This window comes from Rheinheimera pleomorphica, assembly GCF_011634895.1.
Lineage (GTDB): Bacteria > Pseudomonadota > Gammaproteobacteria > Enterobacterales > Alteromonadaceae > Alishewanella > Alishewanella pleomorphica.
This window is the reverse complement of the sequence record NZ_SIRR01000008.1, coordinates 151,616-173,740: the sequence shown is the minus strand read 5'-3', so window position 1 is coordinate 173,740 and position 22,125 is coordinate 151,616. Positions and strand designations below refer to the sequence as shown.

Sequence of the window (22,125 nt, the reverse complement as noted above, 5' to 3'; positions counted from 1 at the left end):
CATCTGATGGCTGCTTATCGTTATCTGGCTGTTGCTACAGCCGTTTTATTTAACCCAGTACCAACCTCAGCCGATCCGCTGTCAGCGCATATTCTGGAGCAAATCAGCGTAAAAGGCCGGCAAACCGATTTGCTGGGGCTGGCCAGTTCAGCTTCGGAAGGGTTGATAGGTAATGCTGAAATTGCTGATCGGCCACTGCTGCGCACCGGTGAGGTTCTGGAATTTATTCCCGGTATGGTCGTTACACAGCACAGCGGCAGCGGTAAGGCTAATCAATATTTTTTGCGTGGCTTTAACCTTGACCACGGCACTGACTTTGCCAGCTACGTTGATGGTATGCCGGTCAATATGCGCAGCCACGGCCATGGCCAGGGGTATAGTGATTTAAGTTTTTTAATTCCTGAATTGGTGTCACAAATTGATTATCAAAAAGGTGCCTATCATGCCAACAGCGGCGATTTCTCCGCCGCCGGTGTCGCCCGTTTTGGCATACAAAATCGCACCCGCAACGCGGCAGAACTCACCTTCGGCATGGATAACTACCAACGCTTGCTGTTAAAAGGCAATGTAAAACAGGGTAAGGCTGATGTGCTGCTGGCCGCTGAGCTGCAGCAATACGACGGCCCCTGGAGTGATATTAATGAAGATGTAGATAAACGAAACCTGCTGGCGCGTTACAGCAAGCCAGTTGGCAGCGGCCAGTTTGCGCTGACGTTGATGGCCTATGAAAACAGCTGGAACGCCGCTGATCAGATCCCGCAGCGTGCGGTACAACAGGGGCTGATTGATGCGCTCGGTTCGCTTGACACCAGTGTCGGTGGCCAAAGCAGCCGCAACAGTGTGTCTGCCAGTTGGTACAGTGACGCCTGGCAATGGAACGCCTATGCCATAAAATCAGAACTGGATCTGTGGTCAAACTTTACTTACTTCTTAAACGATCCGATTAACGGTGATCAATTTGAACAAGTCGACGAGCGTTGGATTTATGGTAGTGAGTTTAGCCGGCACTGGCATCAACAATGGGGCGAGTTCGCTGTTGAGCATGTGGTGGGCGTGCAATTACGCTACGACGACATTGGCGAAGTCGGTCTGTTTAACACCCAGCAGCGTCAGCGTTTAAGCACGGTGCGCCAGGATGCGGTACAACAAGGTTCCGCTGCGCTGTTTAGCCAAAGTACCCTGCAACTAAACAGTGACTGGAATGCGCATCTGGGGCTGCGCTATGACTATTTCAGCGTCGATGTTAGCAGTGATTTGGCCGCTAACAGTGGTGAGGCAACCGAGGGTATTACCTCACTAAAAGCCGGCCTGAGTTATCAGTTTGCCGCTAACTGGCAGGCTTATTTCAATGCCGGCCAGGGTTTTCATTCTAATGATGCGCGTGGCGCAACCACACGGATTGATCCGCAAAGCGGTGATAACGTTGCACCGGTTGACCTGTTGGTACGCACAAATGGTGCTGAGCTTGGCTTGAGGTTTTTCGATTACACGGCGTTAAATGTCTCGGCTGCAGTTTGGTACCTGGATATGGACTCTGAATTGTTGTATGTAGGTGATGCCGGCACCAACGAGCCAAGCCGCGCCTCCAGACGCTACGGTCTCGAGGTTGCGGCGTATTATTGGTTAAATAGTAATTGGAGTCTGGATACTGAGCTGGCATTAACCCGCTCACGCTTTAGCCAGCCGTTAGAGGGCGAGGGCAATTACATTGATGGTGCTTTGCCTGCAGTGCTGAGTATGGGGCTGATATACAAAGCTGATAATCCCTGGCAGCTTAGCCTGCGTTTACGCCATTTTGGCAAGCGCACGCTGGATAGCGTTAACCAGCAGCGCTCAGACGCCACCACCACCGTTAACGCCGGTTACCGTTATGACTGGCAGCGCTGGCAGCTGGCGGTAGAATTACTTAATATTTTCGATAGTAATAACAGCGACATCGATTATTTTTATGCGTCGCGCCTGCCGGGCGAACCCGCCGAAGGCATAGCCGATAAGCATTCGCACCCGTTGGAGCCACGCACTGCCAGGTTAAAACTGGCGTATCGGTTTTAACCGTGGTAGCTAGCGTAAAGATCGGCTTAGGCATATGCTACGTATTAGCCTACTGCACCATTTGCAGCCCTACAGGAGAGAATAATGAAAACGTTAATTAATGCAGCGGCACTGGCCGCCGCTATGCTGGCGATGCCAGCGCTGGCAAACCAGTGTGGTGACATTCTTGGCCATTCTATGCAGCAGTTAAATACCCGTGAGAGCGTGGATTTATGCGATAGCTTCAAGGGCAAGACACTGTTGGTGGTGAATACGGCCAGCAAGTGCGGTTTTACCAAGCAGTTTGAGGGGTTAGAAGCGCTGTATCAGCAGTATCAGGATAAAGGCCTGGTGATCCTGGGCTTTCCATCAGACAGCTTTATGCAGGAATATGATGACGCCGAAAAAACGGCGGAAGTATGCTACTTAACCTACGGCGTGAAATTCCCGATGTTTGCCAGTTCTAAAGTGAAAGGTGACGAGGCCAATCCGGTGTTTAAGGCGTTAATTGCCAAAACCGGTGAATCACCCAGCTGGAACTTCAATAAGTATCTGGTGAGCGCCGACGAGCAAACCGTGAAGCATTTTGGCAGCCGTACAGCACCGGATGATAAAGCCTTTATTGCTGAGCTGGAGAAAATGTTAGCGGCCAATGCAGGTGCTATGGCTGAAAGCAAAGCTGGCGAGTAAGGTGTAGGTCAACTGCTTTTGCTGCAACACTCCTTTGGCTTATCACAGCAACTCGACCTCGCTATGGCTCGGTCTCAGACACTCTGTGATAACCAAATTGAGGTTCCAGCCGCAGTTGACGGGTTAGCTGCAACTCAAGTTTGTTGCTATGCCTTTTGGCTCAGTTCAAACGCGGTATCAACAGTGGTCGGTTTTGCCTCAGCTGCGCTGCGGGCTAATACATCACACCGTTCGTTCTCCGGGTGGCCGGCATGGCCTTTCACCCAGTGCCAATTTACCTTGTGGCTTGCCGCTGCTGCATCCAGCCGTTGCCATAAGTCCTGGTTTTTTACCGGCTGCTTCTGGCTGGTTTTCCAGTTATTACGTTTCCAACCGGCCAGCCATTGGGTAATGCCCAGGCGTACATACTGGCTGTCGGTGGTTAGCTCAACATCACAGCTGTCTTTTAAGCTTTCCAGCGCAATAATAGCGGCCAGCAGTTCCATGCGGTTATTGGTTGTCAGTTTATAGCCGCCGCTTAATTCCTTGCGATGCTGTTTATAAATCAGTACAGCACCGTAGCCGCCCGGCCCCGGGTTACCCAGGCAGGAGCCATCGGTATAGATCGCAACAGTTTTGCGCATAAAGCCTTTCCTCAAACCAAAACGGCGTATAATCTAACCCAAATGCTGTAAAAAACGAAACCGCCATGGCTAAAAGACAAATTATTCTCGACACTGAAACCACAGGTATTAACCCCAAAGACGGTCACCGCATCATTGAAATTGGCTGTGTAGAGCTGATTAACCGCCGTTTTACCGGTAATAATTTTCATGTCTATATTAACCCGCAGCGGATTATTGACGCCGAAGCCGTGGCGGTGCACGGTATTACCAACGAACGCTTAAAAGATGAGCCGGTATTTCGGCAGATAGCGAAAAACTTTTATGACTATATTCAGGGCGCTGAGCTGGTCATTCACAACGCGGCGTTCGACGTTGGCTTTATTAACCATGAATTTTCCTTATTGCAACCGCCGCTGCCACCGGTAGAGCAATACTGCACTATCCTTGACACCTTGCTGATGGCGCGGGAAATGCATCCTGGACAGAAGAACAACCTGGATGCGTTGTGCCGGCGTTACGATATCAACAACAGCCACCGTACCTTGCACGGCGCTTTGCTTGATGCTGAGATCCTGGCCGATGTGTATTTATTGATGACCGGTGGTCAGGTCAGTTTAAATCTGGCCAACGAGCAAGACGGCACTGACGGGCAAAGCGGCCCCGTGGCAATACAACGCAGCGGCCGGTTGAAGGTTATACGGGCCAGCGAAGCCGAGCTGGCAGCACATGAGAGCCGGCTGGATCTGGTACAGAAAAAAGGAGGCAGCTGCCTGTGGCGAAACTGAACTGCTTAGTTTTACTGTTTGGCTGGTTATTCAGCATTGCTGTACTGGCGCAACAACAAGCAACAGACAGTGGCCAGCCAGAGGTTGTTGCCGACACAGAGCAAATGCTGGCGCAGCATGGTTTTGCGGTGCTGGATGATTTACCCACCAAAAACCAGATCCCGCTGTTTGAGAACCGTTTTCGTGTTGATGATAAAGTTGAAGAAATCACATTATTACTGTTTCGCCGGCGTGGCTCGGCGTCTGTGGTGCTGGTTAAACCTGATGGCAGTAAAATCTACTTTAATACCGCTGAGGCACAACAGGTGCGTTGGCATGATGCCAGCAGCTATGATCTGATCGAAATTAAAAATCCGATGCCAGGACCCTGGCAGGTAATAGGCCGCTTACTGCCAGAAAGCCGCATTATGCTGCTGACTGAGATTAAATTGCAGGTTGACCCGCTGCCAGCGAACTTGATGGTCGGCGAAACCATTAAAATTAATGCCCGTTTAACCAATGGCGATAAGCCCATTACCGCGAAAGATTTTAGCGAAGTGCTGGCGTTGGAGGTGATCTTTGTTAGCACTAATAATGCCCAGTTTGATAACTTTGGCCGCGGCGTGGTGCAGGTAGCACAATTTCGTGACGATGGTAAAGGTTATGATGAACGTGCCCGTGATGGCGTTTTCACCGGTGAGTTTCAACTGCGTTTTGTCGCGGGTGAATGGACGCCGAAATATGTTGTCAGAACACCGCTGTACACCCGCGAGGTAGAGCAGGCACCCGTTGTGCTGATGCCGGCACCTATTGTGGCTGATATTACCGCATCGCCCGCAGTGGATGACACCCAACCCGAACAACAAGCGCTGCCGCATCAGGTGTTATTTCGGGTGACCGATGACAGTGTCAATGCTGAGACGCTGTTATTACAGGGCCGGATACGTTACCCAGATGGCGAGATAGAAGGTTTTGCGTTAAATGAGCCTGGTAGCACACCCCGCGAGCTGAAATTACATAACCGTGGCCATGGCAGCTATATTTTGGAAGTGTCAGCCTATGGCACTATGCGCGATGGCCGTGAGTTTATGCTGAATTTGCCGGAAGTGAGCTTTGTGGTAAACCGGCCTGTGGTTGAAGCTAAGGTGCTTGAAGAGCTGCCACAACATATCAAAGATCAAATCGCGGCAGAAAACGCCCCGCCAGAGCCCGAGTTTCCGTGGGTTTTGGTTATTCTGGTGAATGTGCTGATTGTCGCCGGGGGCGTGTTAGCTATTTGGATGACGATGACTGACCGTAAACTGGCCGATCTGATGTTCTGGCGTAAAAAAGCGCCAGCACAAACCAAGGCCGCGGCAAGTTCAGCTTCGTCAGCCGGTGCAGACAAAAACGGCAGCAATGCACAAAAAAACAACGATATGGATGACATTCTTGATCTGACCTTACCGGATGATTAAGGATTAGGCAAAAGCGGCAAAAAAGGTGTTGACGGCCTATCGGCTAATCCGTATCATTCCCGCCGCACTGCAGGATACCCAAATGAAATCTTGCAGCGCAATTGGTGCGGAGCGGTAGTTCAGTCGGTTAGAATACCGGCCTGTCACGCCGGGGGTCGCGGGTTCGAGTCCCGTCCGCTCCGCCAATTCAGTAAGTTGCCGTAAGGCAAAAGCCAAAGAGCGCAAGCTCACTCCAGCGCGGAGCGGTAGTTCAGTCGGTTAGAATACCGGCCTGTCACGCCGGGGGTCGCGGGTTCGAGTCCCGTCCGCTCCGCCACTGTATCGAATTAAGCTTCCTGATCCGGAGCGGTAGTTCAGTCGGTTAGAATACCGGCCTGTCACGCCGGGGGTCGCGGGTTCGAGTCCCGTCCGCTCCGCCAATTTTTCGATACACACCGGAGCGGTAGTTCAGTCGGTTAGAATACCGGCCTGTCACGCCGGGGGTCGCGGGTTCGAGTCCCGTCCGCTCCGCCACTTTAAACCAGCTTAATGCTGGTTTTTTGCTTTTAGCCAGCGCTAGTTCAGTCGGTTGCTCTCTGTTACGAGATTAGCCGGCCTGTCACGTCAAAAGCCAGAATGCTCGCGGGTTCGAGTCCTGACAGCGAAGCCACTTTAAACCAGCTTAATGCTGGTTTTTTGCTTTTAGCCGGCGCTAGTTCAGTCGGTTGCTCTCTGTTACGAGCTTAGCCGGCCTGTCACGTCAAAAGCCAGAATGCTCGCGGGTTCGAGTCCTGACAGCGAAGCCACTTTAAACCAGCTTAATGCTGGTTTTTTGCTTTTAGGCGGCGCTAGTTCAGTCGGTTACTCTCTGTTAACGGCTTGGCTGGCTGTTGATGATTGTTATTTAATAAAGTCCGCTTTTTATATTATTTTTGTCTGATTTTTGTAGTCTTCAGCCTGGAAAAACAGGTACATCACTTCTAAAGTTGTAATTCTTGTCAACAAATAGCAATGTAATTTAGATAGTTATTATATTGCCTGCTAACAATAGGTCTGGCCAGGTATGGATACTTTTGAGCTGAGTCAATTGCAGGATGCAATAGTGCATTCTGCAGTTGATGCCATTATTGTCATTGATCAGCAGGGCTTAATTTGCTTTTTTTCGCCCTCGGCAGAGAAGTTGTTTGGTTATACATCGGCTGAATGTATTGGCCAGAATGTGCATATACTGATGCCAGAACCGTTTCACAGTGAACATGACGATTACCTGGCAAATTATATTGATGCTGGTAAAGCGGCAAAGATCATTGGCATTGGTCGCGATGTGCAGGGCAAGCGTAAAGACGGCAGCGTCTTTCCAATGCATTTATCGGTGGGTGAAGCTAAAGCAGGTGCCAGGCGTTATTTTGTCGGCATTTGTCATGACTTAACCGCTTATCAGGCCAGCGTTAAGGCACATCTTAATTTGCGTTCAATGCAGGATGCGCTGCTGGAGGCGGCTGTCGATGGCATTATTTCTATTGATGAATGGGGCATAGTGCAAAGTTTTAACCGCGGGGCAGAGCAGCTGTTTGGTTACCATAAACACGAGGTCATCGGCAACAATGTCAGTATGCTGATGACCTCGGCACATGCTGAAAAGCACGATGGTTACCTGCAAAATTATAAAACCGGCGGCAAAGCACAAATTATTGGTATTGGTCGCGATGTGCAGGCGCAACGCAAAGACGGCTCGGTATTTCCTATGCACCTGTCAGTAGGGGAATCCCGCACTGAACAGGGGCGGCTGTTTGTTGGTGTTTGTCATGACTTATCTGAATTTAAGGCGGTATTGCAGCGGCTTATCTCGGCAGAGCAACGCTATCGCGATATCGTGCAAAACCAGAAAGAATTTATCTGCCGTTTAAGTAGAAATTCGAGGCTTACCTTCGTTAATAACGCTTTTTGCCGCCAGCTAAACCAGCAGTTGTTTCAAATGCTCGGTATTTCAATTTTCGAGTTTATCCATGCTGACGAGCGGCATAATGTCGAAACGTTGCTGGAACAACTCAGACTAGCCGAAAAGTCTGCCACGGTTTCATTATCGGTAAGAATGCTTGGGCCAAACAATAATGTGCACTGGGTCGATTGGACCTTTAGTAATCTGGCCGGCAGCGCTGAGTCGGCGGATGAAATTCAGGGCGTTGGCATCGATATCACCGAGCAGGTTAAAGCGAAAAATCATGCTAAATTCCTGACTAATTTTGATACGTTAACCGGTTTGCTAAACCGTGAGGGGTTGGCAGAACAGTTTAACCGTCGGCAAGATCCACTTCAGGCGTACGCCATCTTGTTTATTGATTGCCATCGGTTTCGGCTGATCAACGAGAAGTATGGTCACGAGTTTGGTGATCTTATGCTGATAGAGGCTGCTCACAGGTTGCAAAGTGTGTTGCCTGAAGGGGCGCTGGCCTGCAGGCCGGGCGCAGATGATTATATTGTATTGCTGCCAGTGACTGAACGTAATGGTTTGCTGCCTTTTGTGCACTATTTAATTGAAAAATGTACCGAGCCATACTGGCTGGCAAATGAAAAAATCTCACCGTCAGTATGTATCGGTGTCAGTATTTATCCGGATGATGCCACAGAGCTACACGTGCTGGTGCGCCAGGCCGAGGCGGCAATGTTTGAAGCCAAACAGCAGCGGCTGTTATTACGGCTGTATCATGAAGATATTCATAATGCCCTGACCAGACAACTAGAAATAGAACAGGGGCTACGCCGTGCCCTGGAGCAAGACTTGCTGAACCTGGTATTGCAGCCGAAATATCATTTACAAACGCAGCGATTGATTGGCTACGAGGCCCTGCTGCGTTGGCATGATGCTGAGCTTGGTACGGTCGCGCCGGATGTGTTTGTGGCTATTGCCGAAACCGTGAATCTTGGTAAGCAGCTGGACTGCTGGGTGTTGAAAAATGTGCTGCGACAAATCCGGTTATGGCAGCTGGCAGGGTTGCAGCCATTACCTGTAGCGGTAAATATCACTGCTAAGCATTTTTCCGATCCAACGTTATACGAATATATTGCAAGCAAACTCAGCTTATTGGAATTATCCCCAGCATGCCTGCAACTGGAGATCACCGAAGGCGTGGCGATGGAACACTCTCCTACCATTCAGGAGAACCTCAACGCGTTTCGAAGCGCCGGTATTAAAATTGCGATCGATGACTTTGGTACCGGCTATTCGTCATTATCCTATCTGACTGCGTTGCCAATTGACTATATCAAGATTGATCGGGTCTTTGTGCAGGAACTGGATAAAGGTAATAATCTGAGTTTGGTCAAAGCGATGCTGGCGATGGCGCGGGCTATAGGTGTTGCGGTTATTGCAGAAGGTATTGAAACGGCAGAGCAGCAAACTCAGCTCGCACAGTTAGGCTGTGAATTTGGCCAGGGTTATTTTTACGCGAAACCCGCCAGCTTATCCGATATTGAACAACGGTTACGCCAGGCCATGACCTAACGGGAAAAATAACTTAACTGCTCATCCAGGGCGTGCTGAGTAAGCATTTTATCGATATAAGCTTTATGCACCGACTGCTCTGACACCACATAAAACGCATCTATATGCTCTAATACCTGGCACTGATAGTGTTTTTCAAACGGCAGGTTATGTTGTTGCAGGTAATAATTAAACGGCGCTTCGTACGTCAGTAAAGCGCTGCTGCGGCCTTTAATAAACATTTCAACAGCGCTGATGCTGTCCGGTAAATCAATAAAGTTGTAGCCTTTATCCGTCAGCACCTGACGCTGACCATGGTAATCGAAACCGCGTATTGCCGCTATGGTGGGGTGTTTTTCCCGCGCCACCGCCGCGCCATGAGTTAACAGTACCAGCGATAATTGTACATAAGGTGGGGCGATAAAGCTGACATTGTCCGGTAGTGCTTGGGTGTGTTTGATATTGATGGTCAGGTCGACCTCGCCGCTTTGCAGCATTTTATACAAACGGGCTGGGGTGGCACAGACAGTGGTCAGCTTAATCGTGTCCGTTTGCAGTAAGCTGCGGGTGAGCGCAACAGCATCACCACCGCAGTTTTCGTGATCAGTCATAACAAAATATGGCGGAAAATTATGTACGCCCAAGCGTATTTCTGCCGCAGCGCTGGCGTTTGCGCTAACGAGTAGCATAAAACAGAGTAAAATTCGCATGGCTTGCCTTCAGTCGCGTTACTTGCTCATACTAACGTAACGCAGCGACTGAGCAAGTGGCACCGATGTAATTTTCACTGGTCGGAGTTTAGCGAGGCGCTGCAGGTAGTGTGATATTAACATCAAGGCCATGCTGAGCATTGGCAGTAAAGCTGATGCTGCCATGATGCAGCTCCACGATATGTTTCACAATAGATAAGCCCAGGCCAGCGCCATCAGTATTCTGGTGCTGCTGATGCCGGTAAAAACGATCGCCCAAACGGTTTACCTCGGTATCAACCATACCGCTATTGCTTATGCAGATACGGGTACTGTGCTTATCGCAAGTTGTGGTCACGCTGACAATACCATCTTGCGGGGAATACTTGGCGGCGTTATCCAGCACATTTCTAAATACACTTTGTAGCAGTGTACTGTCGCCAAACAGTTGGCAGTTATCGCTCAGGTTAAGTTGCCACTGCACTTTATCCAGTAGTTTTAACGGCAGCTGCGATAAACTCTGATGCAGCAATGGCGTAAGCAGCTCGCTGCTGCAGTTAATCTGTTGCAAATGGTCAAGTTTGGCAATAGCCAGCAGCTGATCAACCAGATGCGACATGCGCTTGCTGCCTTGGGTTATCGCATCAGTGGCCTCGTCAATGTCGGCTTGATCGGTAGCTGTACTCAGGTTTTGTGCATGCAATTGCAAAATGCTTAGCGGGGTGCGCAGCTCATGCGAGGCATCGGCGACAAAGCGCTTTTCCTGCTGTAAATAGCTGCGGATGCGCTGTAATAAGGTATTGATGGCACTTTGCACCGGTTGCAGCTCTGCGGGCAACTGCAGCCGTATTTCGTGCAGTTGTTCCGGTGTTTTATCTGCTACCTGTTGCTGTAACAAATTCAGCGGCCGCAATACCAGCTTAATCACCAGATAAATCAGCAGGCTAAGTGGCAGCATCATAAACAGTATCGGCCTTACCTGCGCCTGGGCAATATGGGCGCCCAGCTCTTCGCGGATATCCTCGCGCTGGGCGGTAAAAATCCACAAATCGTGCTCAGGCACATAATAACTAAAGGTCACCCACAGGGTACCGTGCTCGGTAATTTCGTGGTAACCGCTCTGGCGCTTTGCTGTCGGAAATTGCAGCGCATTTTCCGACAGCATAATCAGTCGGTCACCTTGTTGGGCCTGAAAGGCTATTTTGCCTTCGTATTTATGGCCATCCAGCAGCCGCTCCTGTTGCGCGCTGAGTGATTCGCCCATATCCGTAATATGCGGCACAGCGACCACAACCGGTTGGTCTTTCGCCCCACGCGGCTCGCCACTGCTTAGCAGCAGGCTAATTAATTTGGCACTGCGTGCCAGCTCGGCATCATAGATTTCGTCCAGCTCGTGCAGCGCATCATGATAAGCAATATAGGCATTCAGGCTTAGGGTACCTAACATCAGCAGATTAATGCCCAGCAGCAGGTAAAACTTAATACTGTTAATGCGCATGTTGGCTGACCAACATATAACCGACACCGCGTACGGTTTTTATCACCTCGGGGCTGAGTTTTTTGCGTAAATTATGAATATGCACCTCTATGGCATTGCTTTCGGTATCGCCATCCCAGCCATAGCTCAGCTCTTCTAACTGCTGGCGCGATAAAATGCGGTCGGGCTTTAACATAAACTCTTTAAGCAGCATAAATTCGCGCCGGGTTAAGCTAACATCCTGCTGCTGAAACCGGCACTGATGATTGTGCAAATTCAGGCTGATGCCGGCCAGCTGCAGGCTGTCATCACGCCGCTGTTGCTGGCGCCGGCTTAGCACGCGAATACGGGCTTCCAGTTCCAGTACATCTATCGGTTTTACCAGATAATCATCGGCGCCGCTGTTCAATGCAGTGAGTTTGGTGTCTAACTGGCTTTGTGCGGTTAACACCAAAATGGGCATGCTAACACCGCTTTGGCGCAATTGCCGGATCAGATCCAGCGCAAAGCCATCCGGCAGGCCTAAATCCAGGATCATCAGTTCAAAGCTACTCGCTTGTGCTGCCATCAAGGCTTGCTTGCCGGTCGTGCAGTGCTCGGGTTGATAGCCCATATGTTTTAGCCGGGTAATCATGCCTTTGGCCAGTAACTCATCATCTTCTACCAGTAAAATCCGCATTATCTTGCTCTTATGTTAGCGAGTACGACAACCTGTTGTTAAATTCAGCTCAGGTCTTAGTGTTGTTGTTTTTACCGCAAATAGCGATAGCATAGTAGTAAAAACATTGTCGTGTCTGTGGCCTGCTATTCAACTTGCCAATAGTGTTCCTGCTTAGCTTTTGCTCGGGTTGGCAGCGGTCGCGAAGATAGCGGCAAAGCATAATTTAGCGCAGCACAAACAAATAAACAGTGTTGTTAAGTCATGAGACATAAAGTGGGCGCCACGCAATTGCTGGGTAAAGCCGAGCATAGCGCCGCCAATAAGACCGGCAGCCAGGCCTGCATAGCGGTAGTGTGGCCGGCAGTGACGAAAAAAATAATACAGTGCAACCCAGGCATAACCTACGCTGGCGTGGCCGGCCGGAAAGCACTGGCTATAAGGTAAATAAGATGGACGGGGTTGTAATATATGAATATAAGGCTCATTACCGCCAAACATCGCCAGGCTCCAGGGGCAGGCAATATTGGTGATGGCTTTAAGATAGGCAACCAGAGCAAAAGAGCATAGCAGCGACAGAGTTAATGCCAGATATGCTTTAGCCAATGTAGGTTTTGTTTTATCCAGCCAGTTGTAATACACAGCGGTTACAACTGTAGCCAGTGCCAGCAGGTAGTTCAGTTTGCGCGCGCCACGGTGCAAAACGTCTTCCGTTAACCAGTAATCTCTAAGCGCCCATTGTTGGCCTTCCAGCGCATACAATTTAGCGGCCAACCAGATATCACCACCGCCGATATCGAATAACAGCAAAAGCAACAGATAAGCTATGAGCAATAAAACAAAGCTTTTACTGCACAGAAACTGGCGTATCAACATAGGTAATGACTGGCAGGCTGCACAACAGGTTCTGGCTTAGCAATATTCGAACGCTGCGTTTTTGTTATTGTCTGTGCAAACTGCCAGCCATGTTGCGGCGTTATCCCAAGCATCTCTGCTACTCCACTCTGTGAGTTATCCACAAAGCTTAATGCTGCCAGCTTAAGTGTTGCTTAAGCTTGTCTTCATAGCATGCAGCAAAAGTGTAGTGGAAGATGTTGTATGCGAGCTATAACAAAAGTTAGCGCAGTAGTGGGCCCTTACTTGCAGTATCTGGTGATGTTGCTAGTGATGTTGCTGCTGTCCGCCAGCCGGTTAGGGCTATTTATCTGGCAGTTCGACCGGGTAAGCGCCGCTGGCGACCTGGCCACGATGCTGCTGCAAGGGGTCAGAGCTGACCTGATATTTGCCGGCTTATGGTTAATCATCCCTTTGCTGTTGGCACCGCTACTTGCGCTGAAGCGCAGTTTTACACTGTGGCGCCGTTTTAGCCATGTTTGGGTGCTGCTAGGGTTGTGCCTGGTTATTTTTATCGAAGTGTCGACACCGCAGTTTATTTTGCAATACGACATAAGACCAAACCGCTTGTATGTCGAGTATCTGAAATACCCCAAAGAGGTGTTTAGCACCTTATGGCAAGGCTACCGTGCTATGCTGCTAAGCAGCGTGCTGTTAACAGTGGCGCTGTTATGGAGCTTACATAAGTTGCTGAATATGGTTAGCGCTGCCACACAACCTTACTCAGCAAAAACCTTGTGGTTAAGCTGGCCGCTGGTTGTGCTGCTGGTATTTGCAGCTGTGCGCTCTACCACTGATCATCGCCCGGCTAATCCGGCTTTTTTTGCCATTACCAATGATGCCTTAGTGAACTCGTTGATTATCAGCTCACCCTACTCAGTATTTTATGCGCTGTATAATATGAAGCACGAAGCGCGTTCCGGCGAGATTTACGGCAAGCTGCCGGATGAGGATATGCTTAAGCTAGCGTTAGACTGGCCTTGGTTAAAACACCTTAGGTTTAATGATGCCAACTTACCTACCTTGCATTACCACCAGGCCAACATTGTGCGCGACAAACCGCTTAACCTGGTGATTATTTTGCAGGAAAGCCTGGGGGCCACCTTTGTTGAATCATTAGGTGGTGTGCCGGTAACGCCAGAGCTGGAAAAACTAAAACACCATGGCTGGTGGTTTGAGCAAATGTATGCCACTGGCACCCGTTCGGTGCGCGGCATTGAAGCTGTGGTGTCTGGTTTTATGCCTACGCCGGCGCAAAGTACGGTGAAATTGAGTTTATCACAGCAGAACTTTTACACGCTTGGCACAACCTTAGGCCAGCAGGGCTACAACACCAGTTTTATTTATGGCGGTGAGGCGCACTTTGACAATATGCGCAGTTTTTTTACCGGTAATGGTATCGAGCAGATCATCGATTTAGCACAAATACAAAATCCGGCTTTTGTTGGCAGCTGGGGGGCCAGTGATGAAGACGTGTTTAACGCCACCGCAAGCCATCTGGCGCAGTTGCACCAGCAACAAAAACCGTTCTTTAGTTTAGTTTTTACCTCGTCTAATCATACGCCGTTCGAGTTTCCCGATGGCCGCATCAGTTTGTTTGAGCAGCCCAAGGCAACGATGAATAATGCGGTTAAATATGCCGATTTTGCGCTGGGGCAGTTTATGGCCCATGCCAGACAGCAGCCGTATTGGCAGAATACGCTGTTTGTCATCGTCGCCGATCACGACAACAGAGTGTATGGCAATAATCTGGTGCCTGTTGAGAAGTTTCATATTCCGGCACTGATCCTGGGCGCTGATATTACGCCGAAGCGCATTAAGCCTGTTGCCAGCCAGATTGACTTAGCGCCTACGCTGTTATCGTTAATGGGTATCAATGCCAACATACCCCTGATAGGTCGTGATTTCAGCCGCGATGATAGCAGCCCGGGGCGGGCACTGATGCAGTTTGATCAGTATTTTGCCCTGATGCAGCAGCAACAGGTCACTATTTTGCGGCCTGGGCAGAGCGCAGTCGCCGGATATTACCATCCTGAACAAAAGCAATTGCAGCTTGCTTTGCATGCACCTGATAGCCAGCAGGTGCAACGGGCCTTGGCGCAGGTATTGTTGCCATCTTATCTGTACCGTCAGCAGAAATATCACGCCAAGCACTAAGCGCAGCCGCACTTAAGGTTTGCTTAAGTATTGCCCGTTAGCCTGAGCTGAATGTAAGTGGAGGTGCTATGCGGTATCGGTTAATAACAGCAGTGCTGGCAGTATGGGGGCTAAGTGGCGCTGCCGGCGCGATTGAACTTAGTGAACTTGACGGGAGTCCGGTCAGTAGTATGCAGCAGCTGAAAGGTAAAGTGCTGCTGGTCGATTTCTGGGCTTCCTGGTGTACGCCCTGCCGTAAATCCTTTCCCTGGTTAAATGCTATGCAGCAACGCCATGGCGGCGATGGCTTGCTGGTACTGGCGGTAAATGAAGACAGTGAGCGTAACGACGCGACGCAGTTTTTACAGCAAGTACCGGCGGAGTTTGCCGTGCTGTACGACAAGGCGGGTGCGCTGGCGCAGCAATATCAGCTGATGGGTATGCCCAGCAGTTTTCTGATCGATAGAAAAGGCCAAATTCGTTATCGCCATATTGGTTTTAAACAAGCCGATATCGCTGGTTATGAAACACAGATCCGCCAGTTGTTGGCAGAGGAGTAAGTACAATGAAAGGCACTAAGATAATCAGCGGCATTACTGCCATTGCACTGCTTGGCGCATTAAGCGGCTGCAGCAGCCTGGGCGTGAAGCCCTGGGAGCGCGATATCCTGGCTAAAGACGAAATGGCGCTGAACAGTGCGCCGCTGGATAACCGGCTGGACGATCATATTTATTTTAGTAAAGAAGGCAGCAGTGGCGGCCGTAGTTTTGCCGGCGGAGGTTGCGGATGCAATTAAAACAACTGGCAAACATTAGTGCCGCGCTGGCAGCGGCCAGCTGTGCGGTGTTGGGGCAGCAAGCACAAGCCGGCACCTTACTGGACGACTGGCAGTTTAACAGTGCTATTTTGCTGTACAACGAAACAGACCGCGTTAGCGCTGGCGAAGGCGTTTTTACTGCCCGCGGCGATTTTGGTGATGATAAATACCTTAACCTGGGGTTAGTCGTCGATGCGCTAACCGGTGCCTCGGCGACCGGTGCTGTAGCGCAGCCTTACGTACAGAGTTTCACCCGGCCATCGGGGCGCGGTAGTTATGATGTGGCGCCCGGTGATACACCGCTGGATGATACCTTTCACGACACCCGGGTGCAGCTGGATGCCAGCTGGGAGCAACCGCTGGCGCCAAACTGGCGTGTTAGCGGTGGCGGCCATGTATCGAAAGAATACGATTATTTGTCGCTGGGGCTAAACGGTTCGCTGGCACGTGATTTTAACCAGAAAAACACCACAGTTTCACTGGGCCTGGCATTTAGCCATGATACGATTTCACCGGAAGGCGGCATTGCCAGCGCTTTTGCACCTATGTTGCTGCGCAGCGATTTTGCCGACGATGCAAGCTACCAGGCCGCCTTTGCCGCTACACGTGACAGAGCTGATGACACTAAAGACACCTTAGATTTGCTGCTTGGCCTGACACAGGTGATAAACCGTGACTGGTTAATGCAATTTAATTACTCGCTCAGTGTGGCGGATGGCTATATGACAGATCCGTTTAAGCTGGTCAGTGTGGTGAACAGCAACGGCGAAGTGCAGCAAAATCTGTATGAAAGCCGGCCGGATAAACGCACCAAGCACAGCTTATACTGGCAGAACAAGTTGCATTTAAGCGGGACTTTCCTCGATGCGTCTTATCGCTATATGTGGGATGACTGGGAGCTAAATTCGCATACTGCTGATGTGAAATGGCGTTTGCCGCTGGGCGAGCGCTGGTATGTTGAACCGCAGCTGCGTTACTACCAGCAAAGTGCAGCCGAGTTTTATCTGCCTTTTATCCTGCAAACTGAACCGCTGCCGCAATTTGCTAGCGCCGATTACCGTATTGGTAAAATGACGGCCTACACTTTGGGCGCCAAGTTTGGTACCAGGCTGGCGGCAGGTAATGAGTTGTCATTCCGTATTGCACTGTATCAGCAAAAACCAGAAAACGATGGCGTAGCAGCGCCGGGCATACTGGCCGATATGCAGCTGTATGAAAAAGTCACTGCGGTGATGGCGCAGGTCAGTTATTCTTTCTGAAACACATTCAGAGGAACACTGATGAGCGCTATCAGCCTGCAGCGGGGTAGCAACTGTGTGGTTGGCCAGTTTCGAGCTATGGCCAGTCCGTGCGAGATCTTGCTGGAACAGCAGGACCAGGCCCTGTGCAGCAAACTGACACAGCTTGCCGCACAGGAGGCGCAGCGGATAGAGCAAAAATACAGCCGTTATCGCAGCGACAGTGTGTTAAGCCAGCTTAATTGTCATACCGGCCAATGGCAGCACCTTGATCCTGAAACGGCAGCTCTGCTGCAGTTTGCCAACACCTGCTATATCCTTAGCGCTGGTTTGTTTGATATCAGCAGCGGCATTTTACGTCGTGCCTGGCAGTTTGACGGTTCAGACAATATTGCCAGTCAGCAGCAACTGGATGCTTTGCTGCCCTTTATTGGCTGGCATAGGGTCAGGCTTGATGCCAACCAGCTGTTTTTACCCGCGGGCATGGAGCTGGATTTAGGCGGTATTGCCAAAGAGTATGCGGTGGATAAGGTGCTACAGCTACTTAGCAGTCAGTTTGCGCCCGATGCTGCGCCCAGTATAGTGGTGAACTTTGGCGGCGATATGGCGTGCAACCGGCCGCGCGCTGATGGTAGCTTATGGCGTATTGGTATTGAACACCCAAGTCTGGCCGATCAGGCGATAACTGCCGTTGGCTTAAGCCAGGGCGCGCTGGCCACCAGTGGCGACAGCCGGCGCTTTTTACTGAAAGACGGCATACGTTACAGCCATATTTTAAACCCGAAAACCGGCTGGCCAGTCAGTAAGGCGCCGCGTTCGGTTACCGTAGCCGCCCCCAATTGTTTGCTGGCTGGCTTGCTGGCTACCACGGCCTTATTGCAGGGCGAGGACGCTGAGGCATTTTTACAGGCACAGCAACTGCAATACTGGTTAGTGGATTAGGCCCGCTTTTTTAGCAACAGGGCAATATCATCACTGCTGTTTGGCACGGCACTATCCGGCTGCACCTTACGCGGCCGCAGTTTTTCGCCCAGTACCAGCATGCAGGGGGTTAAAAACAGTGTCAGTACCGTGGCGAAGGTTAAACCACCGGCAATGGCACTGGACAGCTGAGTCCACCACTGGGTGGACGGCGCACCAAAGCCCAGGCTGGGCTGAAGTAAATTAACGTTCACCGCCAGTACCATCGGCATCAGGCCCAGCACAGTGGTAACCGAGGTTAGCAGCACCGGGCGCAGGCGCAGGCAACCGGTTTCCAGCGCCGCATCCAGCGCCCTCAGGCCACTGTCACGTAGCTGATTGTAAGTGTCGATAAGGACAATGTTGTTATTCACTACAATACCGGCCAGGCCAATTATGCCCATGCCGACCATAACGATGCCAAAGCTCTGGCCATTGACCAGCAGGCCCAGTAATACCCCGGCGGTAGAGAAGATAATCGCCGACAAAATTAACAGGCTTTGGTACCAGCTGTTAAATTGCACCAGCAAAATCATCAGCATTAAAAAGATTGCCGTGGCAAAGGCCCCAAGTAAAAACGTCATCGCTTCTTGCTGATCGGCGCTTTCACCGGCCGTTTTTACCAGCACCGTATCCGGCAACTTAATATCGCTGCCAAGCAGTGCCTGTAAGCGCTCGCTAACCTGAAATCCCTCGGCTAAATCGGTTTTTATTGTTACGGCTCTGTTTCCATCAATCCGCTTGACCACACTGGTTTTTGCTGCTGGCACCAGTTTGATAAAGTTACTTAGCGGCACCTGACCACGGGCGGTTTGAATGGTTAACCGGCCCAGTTGATCCAACGAGCGCCAGTTTTGTGGAAAGCGTACCCGGATATCCACTTCATCACTGGCGTATTCCGGGCGGAACTTTGCCAGCAGTAAACCATTACTGATCATCTGTACCGCATTGCCCACGGTTAGCACATCGGCACCAAAGCGGGCGGCGGCTGCGCGGTCTACTTCAATGCGCCATTCAATGCCGGGCAGGCTGCGGTCATCCTCAATGTCGATAAAGCCACCCAATTCGCGCATTTTAGCAATGATCTGTGTTACAGCCTGTTCGGTATCTGCCGATTGCATACTGCTGATTTGTAATTCAATCGGTTTACCGGCGGCCGGCCCCTCCTGCTGTTGGCGAAACTCCAGAATAATGCCGGGAATATCGGCGGTAAGCGCACGCATATCATCTAAAATGGCCGCGGCGCGGCGTCTGTCATGCCAGTCGATAAACTGAAACTGCAAGGTGCCGACCACATCGGGCGCCAGTTCGCCGCCAGCGCTTGCCATAGAGCGGGCGTACAGCGCTTTTACCTCAGACAAGCCAAGCAGGCGCTGTTCGACCTGTTGCAGTAGCGCATCTTTTTCATAAATCGACATATCGCCGCGTGCCCGTACCCAAACCTGGGCCGATTCCGGCTCGACCGACGGAAAAAACTCCAGGCCATGGTTGTATTTGCCGTAGGCGACAAAGATCAGCGCCATAGCGCCGAGCATGCCGGCGAACGTCAGGCCGGGGCGGTGCAGCAAACGTTGCAGCAGATGACGATACGCCTTGCCGGCAGCGCTTTGCTGCACTTCATGCACCGGCGGTCGGGCTTTGGATAAGCCGCCCATTACCGGCAGGAAAATCAGCGCCATAAACAGCGAGGCGATTAAACATAAAATCACCGTGGCGGGCAGGTACTTCATAAACTGGCCGACCACACCGGGCCATACCAATAGCGGCATAAATACCACCACAGTGGTGGCGGTAGAGGCAATAATAGGCCAGGCCATACGGCCGGCCGCATTGGCCCAGGCTTGTTTCGGCACCTGGCCCTCAGCCAGGTTGCGGTCAGCCAGTTCACTAACCACTATAGCGCCATCAACCAGCATGCCGGCCACCAGAATAAGTGCAAATAACACGATTATATTCATCGTGTAGCCCAGCGCGGCAATCATTAAAATACCGGCAAAAAAAGCGCCGGGTATGGTAATGCCTACCAGCAAGGCGGAGCGCACGCCCATGGTGGCGACAATCAGAATAAGCACCAGCACCACAGCGGTTAACACGTTGTTCAGTAAGTCTGACAGCATGTTTTTCACTTCTTTGGACTGATCCATAATGTAGTTAATTTGCATGCCATCCGGAAACTGGCTGCTGGCTTTGTCGATCAGTGCCTTAGTTTGCTCAATGGTGGAGATAATGTTAGCACCGGCGCGTTTTTTTACTTCCAGCACCACAGCCGGCTGGCCGTTAATACGGGCAAAACCCAGTGGGTCTTTAAAGCTGCGGCTGATGGTGGCCACATCACCAAAGGTAATCACCGTATCGCCATCGGCTTTAATCGGCATCGACAGCACATCGTTTAGATCTTCAATTACGCCCGGCACTTTCATCGCCATCCGGCCGGCGCCGGTGTCTAAACTACCGGCGGCCACCAGCCGGTTGTTGTTGGATACCAGGCTAAACAGCTGCTGATAATCCAGGCCATAGCCTTCCAGCACTTGCGGGTCGACCACGATTTCCAGCAAGTCTTCGCGGTCACCGCCAATGTCGACTTCCAGCACCTCGGGAATGGCTTCAATGTTTTCCTGCAGCTGGCGCGCTATAAACACTAACTGGTTTTCCGATACCGGGCCGGATAAACCGACGGACAACACCGGAAACAAGCCGACGTTAATTTCGTTTACCGTTGGTTCATCGGCTTCGCTTGGCAGCTTGGAGCGGGCGGCATCTACTTTTACCCGCACATCAGCCAGCGCTTTGTCAGCATCAAAACCAGCGTCAAATTCCAGCATCACCGAGGCATGGCCCTCGCTGGCGGTCGAGGTCATTTTTTTAATGCCCTCCAGTGAGCGCAGTTCATGCTCCATTGGCCTTACTAACAAACGCTCGCCGTCTTCCGGGCTGATACCATCGAGTGACATTGACACATACATCATCGGAATGGCGACATCAGGGTTGGCTTCTTTCGGGATCGACTGATAGGCGCTGATACCGGCGATAAATAAAAACAGTAGCAGCATCATGCTGGCGCGGCTGCGCGCAATAGCCGCCTGAATTAGCTGGTTCATGTGTTATCTCCGCCCTGACGCACTGTGTCGCCGCTGCTAACAAAGCCTGCGCCCTGAGTAATAATGCGCGCCCGCTGTGGCAGGCCGCTAACCCAGGCGCCGTTATTATCGGCAGTTAAAATAGTCACCGGATAAAACTGCACCTGCTGGCGGTCATCGACTACGGCAATATTCAGCTGGCCGCTGTTATCCAGGCTAAGCAGTGCCGGTGATACCTGATGCGCCTGCACGCTATCCAGCAGTATTTCCACTGTGGCACTGGCGCCGGCAATGCGCCACAGCTGCGGGTTGGCTACCGTCACTTCAATATAAAAGCTGCGGGTGGCATTATCGGCGGCATAGCTGATAAAACTCAGCTTGCCTTGCAGTTCACGGCCATCCAGCAGGCGAATATTGGCTTGTTGGCCGGTTTGCAGCGCACTAATATGCTGCTGCGGAATTTGTGCTGTTACTTTAAGTTGGTCTATTTGTACCAGTTGCAGCAGTGCAGTGCCGCTTTGTACTACATCGCCCACTTCAATGTGGCGGCGGTCTACCATAGCGTTAAACGGCGCTTCGGGGCGGGTCTGGCTAAGCGCCAGGCTGGCGGTTTGCCATTCGGCTTCGGCTTTGGCCAGTTCACTTTGTAAGCGGGTAAGCTCGGTGGCCGATAAAAACTGCGACTTGCCAAGTGCACGGGCGCTGTCCAGTTCACTTTTACGCAGCGTCAAATTGGCTTTGGCCTGTGCCAGCATAGCGCTGCGGCCTTCATCTGAGATCTGCAATAACTGCTCGCCCTGCTGCACGCTATCACCTTGCTGCTTGAACAAGGCCTCGATGCGCCCGGCCTGCTGCGATTTAATGCTAACGCTACGCCACGGCAACACTTGTCCCTGGGCTATCTGAGTTGCCTGATACGGCTGCGCCTCAGACCAGCGGGTTTCTACCTGTGGCAGCTGCTTTTCCGGTAGCTGTTGTGCTGCCGGCGCGCCTTGCTGTGCGCTGAAATTGTCGCCGCTTAACAGCCATAGCACTAAGGCGACACCAAGAATAACGGCCAGAATTACAGGAGAGCGGGGCAGTGTTTTAAGCATAAAGCATCCTTGACGGCAAAGAGGTTAAGGGCAGTTTGGCCACGGTGGTAAAATATACCTACAGGCATGAATGTCAGC

General features: G+C 51.2%; 17 protein-coding genes and 4 tRNA genes. 14 read left to right on the top strand and 7 right to left on the bottom strand.

Going from position 1 to position 22,125, the window contains the following annotated elements; genetic code table 11:
• Positions 1-6: 6 nt before the first annotated feature.
• Complete coding sequence (locus EYB30_RS09950; protein WP_166838769.1) at positions 7-2,052, top strand: TonB-dependent receptor; 2,046 nt, start codon at positions 7-9, stop codon at positions 2,050-2,052.
• Positions 2,053-2,136: 84 nt separating this feature from the next.
• Positions 2,137-2,721, top strand: coding sequence for a glutathione peroxidase (locus EYB30_RS09945; protein WP_166838768.1), 585 nt, complete (start codon positions 2,137-2,139; stop codon positions 2,719-2,721).
• 146 nt (positions 2,722-2,867) lie between these two features.
• Here EYB30_RS09945 and rnhA read toward each other — a convergent pair whose 3' ends face one another.
• Positions 2,868-3,344 carry a ribonuclease HI gene (gene rnhA, locus EYB30_RS09940; RefSeq protein ID WP_166838767.1) on the bottom strand — a complete coding sequence of 159 codons (477 nt, stop codon included), beginning with the start codon at positions 3,342-3,344 and terminating at the stop codon, positions 2,868-2,870.
• Between the two features lie 65 nt (positions 3,345-3,409).
• Between rnhA and dnaQ the strand changes: the two genes are divergently transcribed.
• The 7 genes from dnaQ to EYB30_RS09905 all read left to right on the top strand — a co-directional run bounded on the left by dnaQ (position 3,410) and on the right by EYB30_RS09905 (position 9,028).
• Positions 3,410-4,111, top strand: a complete 702-nt coding sequence (dnaQ, locus tag EYB30_RS09935) for a DNA polymerase III subunit epsilon (RefSeq protein WP_166838766.1) — start codon at positions 3,410-3,412, stop codon at positions 4,109-4,111.
• Entirely contained in the window at positions 4,099-5,547 is a 1,449-nt protein-coding gene (locus tag EYB30_RS09930; RefSeq protein ID WP_166838765.1) for a TIGR03503 family protein, read from the top strand. The genes dnaQ and EYB30_RS09930 overlap by 13 nt, the downstream gene beginning before the upstream one ends.
• A gap of 108 nt (positions 5,548-5,655) precedes the next feature.
• Positions 5,656-5,732: transfer RNA gene (locus EYB30_RS09925), tRNA-Asp, on the top strand.
• Positions 5,733-5,786: 54 nt separating this feature from the next.
• Positions 5,787-5,863: transfer RNA gene (locus EYB30_RS09920), tRNA-Asp, on the top strand.
• A 26-nt stretch (positions 5,864-5,889) separates the two neighbouring features.
• Positions 5,890-5,966 (top strand) — tRNA-Asp (locus tag EYB30_RS09915).
• A 17-nt stretch (positions 5,967-5,983) separates the two neighbouring features.
• Positions 5,984-6,060, top strand: a tRNA-Asp gene (locus EYB30_RS09910).
• Positions 6,061-6,589: 529 nt separating this feature from the next.
• Entirely contained in the window at positions 6,590-9,028 is a 2,439-nt protein-coding gene (locus EYB30_RS09905; protein WP_166838764.1) for a sensor domain-containing protein, read from the top strand.
• Here EYB30_RS09905 and EYB30_RS09900 read toward each other — a convergent pair.
• The 4 genes from EYB30_RS09900 to EYB30_RS09885 form a co-directional block, all read right to left on the bottom strand.
• The gene (locus EYB30_RS09900; RefSeq protein ID WP_241698006.1) at positions 9,025-9,618 is read right to left on the bottom strand and encodes a transporter substrate-binding domain-containing protein; all 594 of its coding nucleotides are present in this window, start codon (positions 9,616-9,618) and stop codon (positions 9,025-9,027) included. The genes EYB30_RS09905 and EYB30_RS09900 overlap by 4 nt on opposite strands.
• 187 nt (positions 9,619-9,805) lie before the next feature.
• Positions 9,806-11,194 carry a sensor histidine kinase gene (locus tag EYB30_RS09895; protein WP_166838762.1) on the bottom strand — a complete coding sequence of 463 codons (1,389 nt, stop codon included), beginning with the start codon at positions 11,192-11,194 and terminating at the stop codon, positions 9,806-9,808.
• On the bottom strand, positions 11,184-11,852 hold the full coding sequence (locus EYB30_RS09890; protein ID WP_166838761.1) for a response regulator: 669 nt from the start codon (positions 11,850-11,852) through the stop codon (positions 11,184-11,186). The genes EYB30_RS09895 and EYB30_RS09890 overlap by 11 nt, the downstream gene beginning before the upstream one ends.
• A gap of 153 nt (positions 11,853-12,005) precedes the next feature.
• Positions 12,006-12,707, bottom strand: a complete 702-nt coding sequence (locus EYB30_RS09885) for a phosphatase PAP2 family protein (protein WP_206674613.1) — start codon at positions 12,705-12,707, stop codon at positions 12,006-12,008.
• 222 nt (positions 12,708-12,929) lie between these two features.
• On the opposite strand from EYB30_RS09885, the gene EYB30_RS09880 reads away from it, so the two are divergent.
• The 5 genes from EYB30_RS09880 to EYB30_RS09860 all read left to right on the top strand — a co-directional run bounded on the left by EYB30_RS09880 (position 12,930) and on the right by EYB30_RS09860 (position 17,858).
• Positions 12,930-14,882, top strand: coding sequence for an LTA synthase family protein (locus tag EYB30_RS09880; RefSeq protein ID WP_166838759.1), 1,953 nt, complete (start codon positions 12,930-12,932; stop codon positions 14,880-14,882).
• A gap of 68 nt (positions 14,883-14,950) precedes the next feature.
• Positions 14,951-15,421 (top strand): TlpA disulfide reductase family protein, encoded by a 471-nt coding sequence (locus EYB30_RS09875; RefSeq protein WP_166838758.1) that lies wholly within the window; start codon positions 14,951-14,953, stop codon positions 15,419-15,421.
• Between the two features lie 5 nt (positions 15,422-15,426).
• Complete coding sequence (locus EYB30_RS09870) at positions 15,427-15,657, top strand: DUF4266 domain-containing protein (RefSeq protein WP_166838757.1); 231 nt, start codon at positions 15,427-15,429, stop codon at positions 15,655-15,657.
• Complete coding sequence (locus tag EYB30_RS09865) at positions 15,648-16,937, top strand: DUF3570 domain-containing protein (protein WP_166838756.1); 1,290 nt, start codon at positions 15,648-15,650, stop codon at positions 16,935-16,937. The genes EYB30_RS09870 and EYB30_RS09865 overlap by 10 nt, the downstream gene beginning before the upstream one ends.
• 21 nt (positions 16,938-16,958) lie before the next feature.
• Positions 16,959-17,858 (top strand): FAD:protein FMN transferase, encoded by a 900-nt coding sequence (locus EYB30_RS09860; RefSeq protein WP_174978743.1) that lies wholly within the window; start codon positions 16,959-16,961, stop codon positions 17,856-17,858.
• Here the strand turns inward: EYB30_RS09860 and EYB30_RS09855 are convergent.
• Together EYB30_RS09855 and EYB30_RS09850 are read right to left on the bottom strand one after the other, a co-directional pair.
• Positions 17,855-20,974, bottom strand: a complete 3,120-nt coding sequence (locus EYB30_RS09855) for an efflux RND transporter permease subunit (protein WP_166838755.1) — start codon at positions 20,972-20,974, stop codon at positions 17,855-17,857. The genes EYB30_RS09860 and EYB30_RS09855 overlap by 4 nt on opposite strands.
• Positions 20,971-22,047: an efflux RND transporter periplasmic adaptor subunit gene (locus EYB30_RS09850; RefSeq protein WP_166838754.1), complete on the bottom strand. Its 1,077-nt coding sequence runs from the start codon at positions 22,045-22,047 to the stop codon at positions 20,971-20,973. The genes EYB30_RS09855 and EYB30_RS09850 overlap by 4 nt, the downstream gene beginning before the upstream one ends.
• Between the last annotated feature and the right edge of the window lie 78 nt (positions 22,048-22,125).